The 13,002-nt window shown below is 35.1% G+C and carries 13 protein-coding genes and 1 pseudogene; 9 read left to right on the top strand and 5 right to left on the bottom strand.

What is annotated here, in order from left to right:
• The first annotated feature begins 343 nt into the window (after positions 1 to 343).
• Positions 344 to 730: a hypothetical protein gene (locus AMD00_RS02120; protein ID WP_053415448.1), complete on the top strand. Its 387-nt coding sequence runs from the start codon at positions 344 to 346 to the stop codon at positions 728 to 730.
• A 22-nt stretch (positions 731 to 752) separates the two neighbouring features.
• Here AMD00_RS02120 and AMD00_RS02115 read toward each other — a convergent pair whose 3' ends face one another.
• Positions 753 to 983, bottom strand: coding sequence for a hypothetical protein (locus AMD00_RS02115; protein WP_053415447.1), 231 nt, complete (start codon positions 981 to 983; stop codon positions 753 to 755).
• A gap of 225 nt (positions 984 to 1,208) precedes the next feature.
• Between AMD00_RS02115 and AMD00_RS02110 the strand changes: the two genes are divergently transcribed.
• From AMD00_RS02110 to AMD00_RS02090, 5 genes are all read left to right on the top strand, one after another.
• Complete coding sequence (locus AMD00_RS02110; protein WP_053415446.1) at positions 1,209 to 1,691, top strand: RrF2 family transcriptional regulator; 483 nt, start codon at positions 1,209 to 1,211, stop codon at positions 1,689 to 1,691.
• A 31-nt stretch (positions 1,692 to 1,722) separates the two neighbouring features.
• Positions 1,723 to 2,667, top strand: a complete 945-nt coding sequence (locus AMD00_RS02105) for an LLM class oxidoreductase (protein WP_053415445.1) — start codon at positions 1,723 to 1,725, stop codon at positions 2,665 to 2,667.
• Positions 2,668 to 2,761: 94 nt separating this feature from the next.
• Positions 2,762 to 2,989 carry a DUF896 domain-containing protein gene (locus tag AMD00_RS02100; protein ID WP_053416752.1) on the top strand — a complete coding sequence of 76 codons (228 nt, stop codon included), beginning with the start codon at positions 2,762 to 2,764 and terminating at the stop codon, positions 2,987 to 2,989.
• A 15-nt stretch (positions 2,990 to 3,004) separates the two neighbouring features.
• Entirely contained in the window at positions 3,005 to 3,997 is a 993-nt protein-coding gene (locus AMD00_RS02095) for an LLM class flavin-dependent oxidoreductase (protein ID WP_053415444.1), read from the top strand.
• 249 nt (positions 3,998 to 4,246) lie between these two features.
• A complete protein-coding gene (locus AMD00_RS02090) occupies positions 4,247 to 4,717 on the top strand; it encodes a hypothetical protein (protein ID WP_053415443.1) in 471 nt (156 codons plus the stop codon).
• 155 nt (positions 4,718 to 4,872) lie between these two features.
• On the opposite strand, the pseudogene AMD00_RS23085 reads toward AMD00_RS02090, so the two are convergent.
• The 4 genes and pseudogenes from AMD00_RS23085 to AMD00_RS02075 form a co-directional block, all read right to left on the bottom strand.
• Positions 4,873 to 5,072 (bottom strand): annotated as a pseudogene (locus AMD00_RS23085) (transposase); the annotation flags it as partial.
• A gap of 363 nt (positions 5,073 to 5,435) precedes the next feature.
• On the bottom strand, positions 5,436 to 6,728 hold the full coding sequence (locus AMD00_RS02085; protein WP_053415442.1) for a dicarboxylate/amino acid:cation symporter: 1,293 nt from the start codon (positions 6,726 to 6,728) through the stop codon (positions 5,436 to 5,438).
• Between the two features lie 353 nt (positions 6,729 to 7,081).
• A complete protein-coding gene (locus AMD00_RS02080; protein WP_053415441.1) occupies positions 7,082 to 8,347 on the bottom strand; it encodes a dicarboxylate/amino acid:cation symporter in 1,266 nt (421 codons plus the stop codon).
• Between the two features lie 260 nt (positions 8,348 to 8,607).
• Positions 8,608 to 9,657 (bottom strand): DctP family TRAP transporter solute-binding subunit, encoded by a 1,050-nt coding sequence (locus AMD00_RS02075; RefSeq protein ID WP_053415440.1) that lies wholly within the window; start codon positions 9,655 to 9,657, stop codon positions 8,608 to 8,610.
• Positions 9,658 to 9,753: 96 nt separating this feature from the next.
• Here AMD00_RS02075 and AMD00_RS02070 point away from each other — a divergent pair, with 96 nt between their 5' ends.
• The 3 genes from AMD00_RS02070 (at position 9,754) to AMD00_RS02060 (ending at position 12,702) form a co-directional block, all read left to right on the top strand.
• Positions 9,754 to 11,349: an ATP-binding protein gene (locus AMD00_RS02070; protein WP_053415439.1), complete on the top strand. Its 1,596-nt coding sequence runs from the start codon at positions 9,754 to 9,756 to the stop codon at positions 11,347 to 11,349.
• Positions 11,350 to 11,364: 15 nt separating this feature from the next.
• Entirely contained in the window at positions 11,365 to 12,048 is a 684-nt protein-coding gene (locus tag AMD00_RS02065; RefSeq protein ID WP_053415438.1) for a response regulator, read from the top strand.
• A gap of 102 nt (positions 12,049 to 12,150) precedes the next feature.
• Complete coding sequence (locus AMD00_RS02060; RefSeq protein ID WP_053415437.1) at positions 12,151 to 12,702, top strand: hypothetical protein; 552 nt, start codon at positions 12,151 to 12,153, stop codon at positions 12,700 to 12,702.
• Positions 12,703 to 13,002: the final 300 nt, after the last annotated feature.

The raw sequence follows: 13,002 nt of genomic DNA, 5'->3' as shown, positions 1-13,002 counted from the left end.
AAGCCCGGTGGAATACCGAACTCAGGTCTTAGAAGCTGCTTAACTAAATATGTCTAACTTTCTTGGGTCAGTTCATCATCCTTTTGTGCTTTTACTAATTTTAAACATGTATTTTTAGTTGATTTGCTTGAAGTACTTTATTCCCGTTCTATTAGTAATATATGCGCTAGTCCTTTACAGTATTCGCTTCTCTTTTACCCGATGCCCTTATATTACTTATGTTATAGAGAGTACACAGAAGCAGGGTAATTATTTTTATTATAATAACTAATTAAATAATTCTATATAATAGAGGGTCTCTATATATACAAAGTACCTACATAATAAATCAAGGGGAGTAAAAATGAAGAACTATATTTTTGTATCTATAGTTTTATTATTGATTAGTGGTTGCTCTCAATCAACTTCAAAAGAAAGTATACGATTTATGGGTATTATTGGTGATGTAACGGTATCTAAAATTGAAGTTATTGATGGGAGAACTGGGGAAAGACATAGTATAACTAAAACTGAAAAAATAGAGCAGTTTTATCAGCTTCTAAATGAAAGAGAATATAAAGAAATGAAAAATCATGAAGATTTAAAGGGATATATATATTGTGCTGTTCTATATTCAGGTAAAAAAGATTTTAACATAACCTTTTTAGGTGATGAAATTGACATCAATGGTACTTATTATGCACTGAATAATCCGATATTAGAAGAAGATATTTTCAAAGTTTTAGAATAAGGGAGACTGTTTATCGGCTGATTTAACTAAAATAAATGATATTTGAAACAACTAAAAAAGCATCTCCATCGGAATAATGATCTCCCTGGAAATGCTTTTTGTGTTTATGGAATTGAACTTGTAATTTGTCTTTTTTCGTTTTAGTAGTTCTTGTATGTGTACTAAATGCCACTTCTCCGCGTTGTGTTGTTACATCTTTGCCTAAATTACGTAATACATGCTGTCTACGACGTTTTGCTTTTGAGATAGCCAAATGATATCACTCCTTCTTTGAATTGCCTTTAGCATACATGAATAGGGGGATAGAAGCAATACATAAAGCACCTAAAACCGCATTTTAATTGTACGAACTCCAATTAGGTAACTCTTGGTTAGAGCCAATTAGTTTACTTTATTAAAGACTTCATTTATTATTTAATTGCGACAAACATTATCCAAGTTGTATTGTATTGAAAAATTGAAAAAAAGAGGTGATGTTATGCAAATGAAAAAAGGAGTGGAACAGTCTATCTCGGCTATTCTTATACTCAATCTTTTGCCGGATAAAGCAGTGTTACCAGGGGAATCCATTAGTGAACAGTTAGGAACTTCCGTTACTTATTTTCGAAAATTACTAAGAAAACTAGTTTGCGCAGATTTAATCATGTCAGTGCCTGGAGTAAAGGGTGGCTTCCGTTTAAATAAAAAACCTGAGGATATTCGAATCTATGATATATACCTTGCAATCGAGGGTCAGCAATCGCATTTTGCACCAAGTGATGTACTAGATGATGTATTGAATTTAAAGGAAAAAGATAGTTGTCGTTTGATAACAGAAATCATGGATGAAGCTGAAACAGCATGGCAGTCAGTTTTGAAGAACAAAACCATTGCGAAGTTATCAGAAGAATTACAACAAGTACAATTTGCAAAAGAAGTTGAGATGTTACAACAATGGGTGAAAGAAAAGATGGTTTTATAAGACCTAGACACCCTTTTTGGAGGAAGTAAGTATGAATCATTTTCAGTCCCATCAGGGATTTTCGCATGCATTTAAGGAAAATCGATTAACACTCGGTTTAGCTTTTCCTTTAGAGGCGTATACAGGGAGCACTCCTCAAATGGATATTGATGATCAAATAAAGTTAGCGAAACAAGCAGAAGATTACGGATTTGCTGCGTTGTTTGTGCGAGATGCCCCTATTTATGATCCGAACTTTGGTGACGTCGGCTTTCTATATGATCCGCTAATGTTTTTAACATATGTCGCAGCGAATACAAAAACGATTGCACTTGGAACGTCGAGTATCGTGACACCGTTGCGAAATCCACTGCATTTAGCAAAATCAGCGGCAACATTAGACCAATTGTCAAATCAGCGTTTCTTGTTTGGCACGGCGACTGGGGATCGTCCGATTGAATTCCCAGCATTTAAAGTAGAGTCTGAGAATCGGTCAGCCCTTTATCAAGAGAGTATTTCCGTTATGAAGACTGTGTGGAACGAGACATTTCCACAAATTCAAACTGAACACGTTGCATTGACACATGGCGATGTTGTACCTAAGCCTGCTTTACAGGATATACCTGTATTTGGTACAGGTTACTCAGGACAGACGTTAGAATGGTTAGCAAAGAATACAGATGGCTGGCTCTTCTATCCACAAGATGTAACAAGTCAGCGCAACTTAATTCAAAAATGGCGCCATGCTACTGACACGTTTAAGCCATTTATCCAGCCAATCACAATTGATTTGTCTGCCAACCCCAATGAAGCACCAAAACCAATTCAAGGCGGCTTCCGAGCAGGTCGGAATTTTATCGTTGATTATCTTTCTGCATACGAGGCAGCAGGTGTTAATCATATTATGTTTGGATTGAAATATAGTCAGCGTCCTGCTGCAGAAGTCATTCAGGAGCTAGGTGAATTTGTTGTTCCAAAGTTCCCGGCTATTAAGTAGTAACTCAGTTTAAATTGTATAAATTAGAGAATTATGTATTTAATTGAAAATATAGTTAGTCGAATTTTAAAAAAAGAGAAAAGAGATGGCAAAAATGATACCAAGTTTAAAGCGTATTAATGAACTAGCTAAAAAGCAACGTGAGAGTGAATTAACAGCTGCTGAAAAGGTAGAGCAACAAGCATTAAGAGAAGATTACTTACGTGAAATTCGTGGACAAGTACTTGAGACTTTCTCAGGTTTGAAGGTAATGGATCCACTAGGAAACGATGTAACTCCTGAAAAATTACGTTCTGAAAGAAAAATTGAATCTAACGAATAAAGGGGAGTTTTCACTATGAAATTAAGCGTATTAGACCAAGCACCTGTTACTGGGGGACATGAAGAAAGAGATGCCGTTACAAAGGCGGTAGAACTGGGAGTACTTGCTGATGAACTAGGATATCATCGTATGTGGATGGCTGAGCATCATAGCTCAAGGACTTTCGTCAGTGCAGCACCTGAAATTATCGTTAGCCATATAGCATCACGAACTAAGAATCTTAGAGTTGGTACAGGTGGGACAATGATGATGCATTACTCACCGCTAAAAATGGCTGAAGTCTTTAAAACACTTAGTGCACTAGCACCTGGACGTATTGATTTTGGAGTCGGGCGTGCACCGGGGGGAGATCAACTTTCGATATTAGCTTTATCAGAAGGTCGTCAGCCAATGTATCACAATATGTACGAGAAATTTGAAACTACCCTTCAATTAATTAATGATGAAGTACCTGCAGAAGATTTGTATAAGCAAACAATTGCTGCACCATCTGGTATTGTATTACCCGAGGCATGGTTATTAGGTTCTAGTGGTAATAGCGCCTTAAAAGCTGGTTCTTATGGTGTAGGTTATTCCTTTGCGCAATTTTTTAACGGAATGATGTCGAAGGAAATTTTAGATACTTATAGAAAAAGTTTTAAACCATCTGTCTATATGGAAAAATCCGAAATAAATGTTTGTTATATGGTGACAACTGCTGAAACACGCGAAGAAGCTGAATTTGAAGCAGGACCATATGATCTGTTTAGCTTATTCTTTATGCGTGGTCAGATTATACCAATGATGACACCAGAAGAAGTACAAAATTATCCATTGACGGAAATGGAGAAAATGCAAATTCAAGATAATCGAAGACGACATCAGGTCGGTTCTGCAAAAGAAATAGCAACCTTTTTGGAAGAAGAACAAGCTAAGTATGGTTTTGATGAAGCGATGATCTGTAGTATTCCGAATTCGCAAGAGAAACGTTTAGAAGTATATCGTTTATTGGCTCGTGAACTTTTATAAATAAAATGTGAATCTGGTTATTTTGACATGATAAATGGATGATTTCAATAATAATATGAGCTATATAGATGCTCTTGATTTACGATATCAAATGTAGAAATAGCAACTAAAACCTTTTCCAAACTAGATAACACACAATATTGTATGAATTTGGTATTATAAGATTAGTGCTGTTTAAACATTTCTACTGAATATTTTTAGATGAAATGGACACTATTTAATTTTAAAACATAGCAAAAGGAGAATGCGATGCCAAATTTATTCGATATTAGATCATTGTTTAAAAGCAACTGGATAAAAGTATATTTTATTTTTATAGTTTTATTAAATCTTTTATATTGTGTTATTGAGATTTATCGAATAAATAATGGAGCAAAACTTGCCCAAATAGGCAGTCCGACAGCAGATTTATTAGCTAAAGCACAGTCTGTAGCGCAAGTAAGCAGTACCATCGAATCAGCTATGCTTCTACTAATGTTACTCATAACCATAATCTATTTTAAGAAGAAAAGAGATTTACTTTCAGCGTTGTTAAGTGCACATCTTGTTTATTTCTTATGTATGTATACAATAGGCTACGCATTGAGTTATGCTTATTCTCTTCCTATTGGTAATCTATTAGAGGCAATTATTATATTATTTTGGTTGTTTTCTATTTATGTTTTAATTTTATTAGTACAAAAAATTCGCAGTTCAATTAATCGAAGTATTTCAAATTAATAAGAGGCTGGGACATAAATACTTTCAGTTCACGTAAAAAATCGAGATTGCATGATGAAATCTCGATTTTTGCGTTTAATTTTGACAATATGTGGTGGAAGATCATCCTCTTATCACATATTTTCTTAAATTTACGGCCATTAATGCGAGACCAATATTGTTTTAAACATTCGATTTTCCACGGGTGCGAGCCACATCATGCGCATACTATCTCTCGTCAGGTCTTCGATTTTACGACCAGAAAAAGTAGATTGTGTGTAACCACATAAAATCAGTTTAAGCATCATACGTGGCTGGTACGATGGACAATCTTGTGATTTCACTTCTAAATCTAGCGGTAAATGAGTTGATTCATGTTACAATCTTTAAATATAAGGACACTTCTTTCTATGTGGATTTTTGTAGAGGTACTTAAATTTTATCAGAAGATGTCTTTTTTTAATGCCTAATATTATGAATAGATTTAATTGAAATAGAAGTGTTTCATTAGTTGTTCTGAGCGAAGACGGCGACTCCTACGGGAACAGCACGAGCGGAAGCACCTGGACTGAGCAAAGCGAAGGAGAAGGCTGGAGCCGTCACGGAAAGCGTCCGCCGTAGCAGAGAACAACGGCTACGAAGTTGACTAAAAAACAAAGCCTCGAAGATTTTACTAATCGTAAAATTTTCGAGGCTTTTCATTTTTGAGGTTAGTTGTTTGTCCCAGCCTCATTTTTGTTTATTGCGTGTTTAATTTCGATAGAACAGGGACATTTTGGACTGATGTATCTGAAGTTACATTATTTTGAGCACCGGTTGGATCGAATTCATTTTCTGATTTTGCTACGATTACAGTTGCAACTCCGTTACCGATTAAGTTTGTTACAGCACGAGCTTCAGACATGAAGCGGTCAACACCTATTAGTAAAGCAATCCCTTCAACAGGAATCATCGGGAAGGCAGCTAAAGTTGCAGCTAGCGTGATGAAACCTGAGCCTGTAACACCTGCAGCTCCTTTAGACGTTAGCATCAACACCCCAAGTAACATAACTTGTTGCCAAATTGATAGAGGCACGTCATAAGCTTGTGCGATAAACATCGCAGCCATTGATAAGTAAATGGACGTACCATCAAGGTTAAAGGAATAGCCAGTTGGTACAACTAATCCAACTACTTGCTTCGAACACCCGTAGTTTTCAAGTTTCTTCATCATTGATGGTAATGCTGATTCAGAAGATGAAGTACCTATTACTAGGAAAATCTCATCTTTAATATAGGCGATAAATTTGAAAATATTAAAGCCAAAGTATTTTGCAATCGCACCTAAGATTAGGACGATGAATAAGAACATTGTAATATAAACAGATACCATAAGAAGTCCTAAATTAAATAGTGATTTAACACCGAAGTTTCCAATAGTATAAGCCATTGCACCGAATGCACCGATAGGAGAGAGCTTCATCACCATACCGATAATTTTAAAGAAGATTTCTGATGTTTGTTCAAATAATTTAATGACGGGTTTTGAAGCCTCTCCAAGTGAAGCAGAAGCAACACCAAACAAAATAGCACAGAATAGAACCGGTAGTAACTGTCCTGCTGCAAGAGATCCGAAGAAGTTATCCGGAATGATACTCATGATAAAACCAATTAAGCCTTCACTTTCAGCAGCTGCAGTTGTATATGCAGATACATCGCTGCCATCTGCTGCAGAAGTATCTAAACCTTTACCAGGTTGTACAAGATGAACGACTAGTAAACCAATTGCTAATGCGATTGTTGATACTACCTCGAAGTAAAGTAGTGCTTTCCCTCCGATTTTACCAACCTTTTTCAAATCCCCCATATTTCCAATTCCGATGACAACAGTTAGGAAGATAATAGGAGCGATTAACATTTTAATCATTTTGATGAAAATATCTGCTAGAACTTTTAACTTAGCGCCAAATTCGGGGAAGATTGCTCCTACGACAACACCAAGTAAAATGGCGATAATTACTTGTACAGTTAGGTTTTTAAAATTGATTTTCAAATGTGTACCTTCTTTCTATAATGTGTTTTGATATCGCTTTCATTGCTATTATCATAAATGCAAAGAAAACGTTTTCATATATTTTGGTGATAATGTTCTTTTCGGTCCTTTTGGTCTTTTTATTTTTCAACTATAAAAAATCTCGCAAATGTATATGTGTCAAGGGTTTACGGGTTTATTCTTTAATTGAAAGCTATTAATTTATTTTTATAGTACAGAGAATAAAAATTATTATGTAATAGTACAGTGTTTGGTTTTTCTGAACAAAAAGGCCACTTGAGATAATCTCAAGTGGCTATATACGAAAGTCTTGTCTAGCAGATCGAGTGCTATATAGGACATTTGTATACTAGTTAATGTGCGGTATTTTCAGAATCCAATTCCTTTTTATAACCGTTTGTTGGATCGAATTCATTTTCCATTTTCGCAACAACTACTGTTGCAACAGAGTTACCGATAATATTCGTAATCGCACGCGCTTCACTCATAAATCTGTCGACACCGATAAGAAGGGCAATCCCTTCGACAGGGATCATAGGGAAGGCAGCTAATGTTGCGGCTAACGTTATGAATCCAGAACCTGTAACACCAGCGGCCCCTTTAGATGTCAGCATTAATATACCAAGCAAAGTGATTTGTTGCCAGAAAGAAAGAGGCACATCATAAGCTTGTGCGATGAACATAGCAGCCATTGATAAGTAAATGGACGTACCATCAAGGTTAAATGAATAACCAGTTGGTACAACTAAACCGACTACTTGCTTAGAACAACCGAAGTTCTCTAGTTTACGCATGATAAGCGGTAAGGCTGATTCAGATGAAGAAGTTCCGAGTACAATCAATAGCTCATCTTTTATATAGTTTATGAATTTGAAAATATTAAAGCCGTAGTATTTTGCTATAGAGCCTAATACGATAATGACGAACAAAAACATTGTAATATAAACGGATAACATCAGTTTACTTAATGACCATAATGAGCCAAGACCAAAGTTACCGATTGTATAAGCCATAGCACCAAATGCACCTATTGGTGATAATTTCATAATCATGCTTATAATTTTAAAGAATATATCTGCTACTTGTTCGAATAATTTAATAATCGGTTTTGCAGGGGCACCGATTGAAGCTGTAGCAACTCCAAACAACACAGCACAGAATAATACAGGTAGTAACTCGCCAGCCGCAAGAGAACCGAAGAAATTCTCCGGGATAATGCCCATGATAAAACTTGCAATGCCATGTTCAGATTCAGCAGCTTGTTTTGTAAATTGTGCAACATCACCTGCAGTTGCAGAAGAAGTATCTAAACCTTTACCAGGTTGGATAATATGTACAACGATTAATCCTATTGCTAGAGCAATAGATGACACGATTTCAAAATAGATTAAAGCTTTACCACCGATCGATCCAACCTTTTTCAGGTTGCCCATTCCTCCTATGCCAATTACAACAGTAAGGAAGATAATTGGTGCTATTAACATTTTGATTAGTTTAATGAAAATATTAGCAAGTACTTTTAATTGAGACCCGAAAGTAGGGAACAATGCGCCTACTATAATACCAAGAATGATTGCACAGATGACTTGAACTGTTAAGTTTTTAAAGTTAATTTTCATATGACTGGCCTTCTTTGTAATTTTATTTGGTATCGCTTACAACGATTCCATCATAACGCTGTTGTAAATGTTATTAATGTTATGGTTTTAAAACTCTTTTTGGTCATATTGGTCACGAATTGTGTTGAAATTTAGATTCGCTCCAAAATGCAGTCATATCAAGGAATAAGAAAAAGTCTTGGAGTAATCCAAGACTTTAAAAAAATTTAATACACAAATAAAAAAATACATTTTGTACTAGTACAGTTGTGTAATTGTTGTTAATTATTGTTAATTTCTTTTTCGATTTCCTCTAAAAAGGTTTCGCTTATCTGTTTACGATAGTCATCATAAATCGGTTTGAAGAGTTTTTGCCATCTTTGTTGTTCTTCATTCGATAACGTATTGATATGAACATCAGACAAAAGCTGTAAACTTTCCAAATCCTTATCATTCATTTGCTTCGAATGTTCAAAATTCCAAGCAGTAGCCTCATTAATTGCCTCTATTACTTTTTCCTGCAAATCGGTTGGTAGACTGTTATAAAAATCCTCGTTCATCATAACAGCGTAACCAAGTATACCGTGATTAGTTATCGTTAAGTTCTTTTGTAGTTTATAAAAGCCCTTTGAGTAAATGTTGGAAATTGTATTTTCTTGTGCATTCAGTTCTTTTTTCTCTAGTTCTGTATATAGTTCATCAAATGATGTTGCAACGGGGGTTGCTTGAAATAAAGTAAATTGTTGTTGCAACACCTTACTTGGCATGGCACGTACTTTAAGTCCCTTAAAATCTCCAGAGGCAAGTATCGGTTTACCAGAGGTCAGTATTTGCTTAAAACCATTGTTCCAAAAAGCCAGTCCCTTAATATTAAAGCGACCTAGTTGATTTAGTAATTGCTCTCCGAAAGGCCCTGTTAAAACTCGCTCCACATCTTCTTCTGTATTAAATAAATAAGGTAAATCAAGCACTGACCATGTTGGCAACGTGTTAGTCATTTTGGAAAACGATGGTGCAATCATTTCAACATCGCCATTTTCCAATGCATTCAACTCATTATTATCGTTATATAGCATACCATTTGGATAGATCACAACGCGGATACGGCCATCAGTTTTTTGCTCTAATAATTCACCAAACTTTATAGCAGTTTGTCCTTTAGGTGTATTTTCAGCCACTATATGACTAAAATTGATAACGATTTGGTCATTTAACCCGCCTTGTTCTTCATCGGTTGGTAATGTCGAGTCTAAGCCGAATTGTTGTTGATAGCCGATGATACCAATAAGTACTATTAAAGTGATGAAAGCTGTAGTAATATATAAACGCATTTATGTACTCCATAAAATTCTGACTTTTTTCTTACATTCTAACATAGTTTCAAATGTTACAATGGAGTCATTCTATAAATTATTCAGGGGGGCGCGATGAAAACAAAGCAAATTTCGATGAATAGCAAGATCATGTCGCTCACCTTTTTCCTCATCGTTTTTTCATTATTAGTTGCAGGTATTTTCGTACTCGGAAATATAATGAAAACTAAAGAAAAAGAGCTAGGTACCGAAGCAATGTTAATAGCTAGGACGGTCGGAAAGCTACCAGAAATAAGGGAGCAGCTTGATTCAAATAACTCGTTTGAAAAGAAATCAGCTACAATCAATCAAACCGTAGAAGGTATCCGTGTTATAAATAAGGCTGATTATATTGTTGTTTTAGATATGCAGCATAGAAGGTTATCACATCCTGTCAAAAGTATGATAGGACAGACATCTAATACAGTTGATGAGAATGCAGCTTTTGTTGAACATTATTATATTTCTAAAGCAAAAGGTGAAGTTGGTAATGTAGTGCGTGCCTTTGTTCCTGTTATGAGCGAAGAGCACAAACAAGTAGGTGTTGTAATCGTAGGTTATAGTTTGCCAACTGTATTTGAGATTATTAAAAGCATTCAAAATGAAATTATTATAGCGACAATGCTGAGTCTCTTTTTTGGAGCATGGGGGGCATGGGTATTAGGCCGTCATATGAAGAAGCAGATGTTTGGCTTAGAACCTCATGAAATTGCGCGACTTTATGTAGAGCGAACAGAAACATTTAATGCAATGCATGAAGGGATTATCGCGATTGATAAAGAAAACACAGTTACCATCTTCAATAAGAAGGCACGTCAAATTCTAGGTGTAGAAGGTGACGACTTTATCGGCAAGAAAATCTATCATATTTTACCTGACACACGTTTACCCGAAATTCTTGATTATAATGAACCTGTTTATAACAAAGAACTCTTCATTAATCAGCACAGTATTATGAGTAACCGTGTGCCAATAGAAGTGAATAATAAAACGGTCGGGGCCATTGCTATTTTCCAAGACCGTACCGAAGTGAATAAGCTTGCTGAAGAATTAACAGGGGTTCAAGAGTTTGTACAAGCACTTCGTATTCAAAATCATGAACATAAAAACAAAATGCATACAGTAGCAGGGTTACTACAGCTTGGCCACTATGATCAAGCACTAGCATATATTGTTAAAGTTAAAGAGCAACAAGATGATATTACGAATTTTTTAGATGAGCGGATTAAAAACCAAAATATCTCCGGTCTATTATTAAGTAAAATTAATCATGGTAAAGAACTTGGCATCGAAGTTGAAATCGATATGAATAGCCAACTGTCCTATTTACCAGAAAGTCTAGCATTCAATGATTTTGTAATCTTGCTAGGCAATCTAATTGAAAATGCATTTGATGCACTATTAAATGTAGAACGGGAAGAAAAACATGTTTTAATAAGTATCGATCAAGATGAACATACCTTATCTATTTTAGTGGAGGATAACGGGGCAGGTATTCCAAATGATAAACTGGAGCAAATTTTTCAAAATGGTTTTACAACAAAAGCTCAAAAAAATCACGGTATCGGGTTATACTTAATTGATGGAATTGTGAAAAAAGGAAACGGTACTATCGAAGTATCGAGTACACCTGGTGAAGGTACAAGCTTTTTCATCACTTTTTATTTGTAAAGGAGGGGCTTGAGTATGCTTCCCATTTCAGTGTTATTAGTAGAAGATGACCCAATGGTACGTCAAGTAAATCGCCAATTTATAGAGCGTGTTAAAGGGTTTCGCATAGTCGGTACTGCAGGAAACGGTATTGAAGGAATGAAACAGATTAAACAGTTGAAACCAGATCTAGTCGTCATGGATATATTCATGCCAGAACAAGACGGTATTAAAACGCTGCAAAAGCTTCGTGAAAGTGATACAAAGGTGGATGTCATCACAGTTACAGCTGCTAACGATATGAAAACGATTCAACATGTGTTACAACTCGGAGTATTTGATTACATTATGAAACCATTTACATACGAACGGATTAAACATACTCTTGAAAATTACATGCATTTTAAAGAAAAAGTATCCTTAAAAAACGAATTGACTCAACGTGAACTAGACGAATTATTACATCATCAACAAAATACTAGAAAAGAACCGAACAACTTACCAAAAGGTCTAAACGGTTCAACTTTAGAGAAAATTGTTTCTTATATTGAAAAACAGGAAGCAGCCATTTCTGCTGAAGAAGTTGCCAATGGTGTAGGACTTGCACGAGTCACAGCACGTCGTTATCTTGATTACTTGGAAAAACAGCAAAAAGTCGTCATCGATATTCAATATGGGGGCGTAGGTAGACCGGTTAATCAATATCGGATTATTCATTAATATGGTAATGCCGCTATTAGTTGAATTTTAGTAACTGTTGAAATTCTACTATACTGACAAAAAGGCAGACCAGTTAGTGAGCAAATTAAAGTTGGTGATAATATGTCAAGAAAAATAAATAAATTATTAAAAGCATTTCCAGCTGAATTAAAGGAAGATGTGATTAGAGTTTTAAGTATAATTGATCATTCAAACAAGCTAGACTTTTCATCTGGTTTTGAGGTTAATTTTAGTGGAAGTAAGTTGAATATTCCTGAACGCATATATATGAATGAACCTTCCTTATTGCAATACAACACATTAGCAGATAGACAACAAGTAGTATTAAATTGTTTATTTACAAGACATCATGATGGTTTTATTAGAGAAGAACATTTAAACAAGATAATTAATCAATGTAATTATTACAATTGGATAATTCCCTATATAATTCAACTTACAGGGGAGTATGTAATCGAAATTTTACAAGTAATCAAGGATAATTTAGATAGTATTGATAAGAGTATCATAAAAGAGTTTATTGCAGAAAATGCAACATTTTATAATACAATTGAAAGTAGAGTAATCAGTTATTGGAATTATTATTTTCGAAGTAATTATCCAGCCATAACAGATTATGTAGGTTATGAAATCATTGAGTATTTCAATGCTTAAATGTTCTTTATATTGAACTTAAGTTTAATTTCAATGGGGGATCCAATTGTTTCTTGGAATCCCCCTAATTTTATCTATAAATCCCAAATTCACCTCTCTAACTCAACTTCAAATGATAAAAATTCTCCTACCGATATTCAATTAATAATATATCCACCAAGGTGATACAACACTTCCATGATAACGTATCTATAATGGTAGTAAAAAAGCTTGTGATTTTGTAGGAACTGACCCCTGTATTTAAGACAGGGATCAAAAAAGCATTTATCCAACCAGTTGTCGGTATTGTACCGGCGACTG

The organism is Viridibacillus arvi (genome assembly GCF_001274945.1).
GTDB lineage: Bacteria > Bacillota > Bacilli > Bacillales_A > Planococcaceae > Viridibacillus > Viridibacillus arvi.
The sequence above is the reverse complement of the archived record's forward strand: the minus strand, read 5'-3'. Positions and strand labels throughout refer to the sequence as shown.

Coding starts and splice junctions, on each gene's coding strand:
- AMD00_RS02120 (WP_053415448.1), top strand. CDS start 344: ATGAAGAACTATATTTTTGTATCTATAGTTTTATTATTGATTAGTGGT.
- AMD00_RS02110 (WP_053415446.1), top strand. CDS start 1,209: ATGCAAATGAAAAAAGGAGTGGAACAGTCTATCTCGGCTATTCTTATA.
- AMD00_RS02105 (WP_053415445.1), top strand. CDS start 1,723: ATGAATCATTTTCAGTCCCATCAGGGATTTTCGCATGCATTTAAGGAA.
- AMD00_RS02100 (WP_053416752.1), top strand. CDS start 2,762: ATGATACCAAGTTTAAAGCGTATTAATGAACTAGCTAAAAAGCAACGT.
- AMD00_RS02095 (WP_053415444.1), top strand. CDS start 3,005: ATGAAATTAAGCGTATTAGACCAAGCACCTGTTACTGGGGGACATGAA.
- AMD00_RS02090 (WP_053415443.1), top strand. CDS start 4,247: ATGCCAAATTTATTCGATATTAGATCATTGTTTAAAAGCAACTGGATA.
- AMD00_RS02080 (WP_053415441.1), bottom strand. CDS start 8,347: ATGAAAATTAACTTTAAAAACTTAACAGTTCAAGTCATCTGTGCAATC.
- AMD00_RS02075 (WP_053415440.1), bottom strand. CDS start 9,657: ATGCGTTTATATATTACTACAGCTTTCATCACTTTAATAGTACTTATT.
- AMD00_RS02070 (WP_053415439.1), top strand. CDS start 9,754: ATGAAAACAAAGCAAATTTCGATGAATAGCAAGATCATGTCGCTCACC.
- AMD00_RS02065 (WP_053415438.1), top strand. CDS start 11,365: ATGCTTCCCATTTCAGTGTTATTAGTAGAAGATGACCCAATGGTACGT.
- AMD00_RS02060 (WP_053415437.1), top strand. CDS start 12,151: ATGTCAAGAAAAATAAATAAATTATTAAAAGCATTTCCAGCTGAATTA.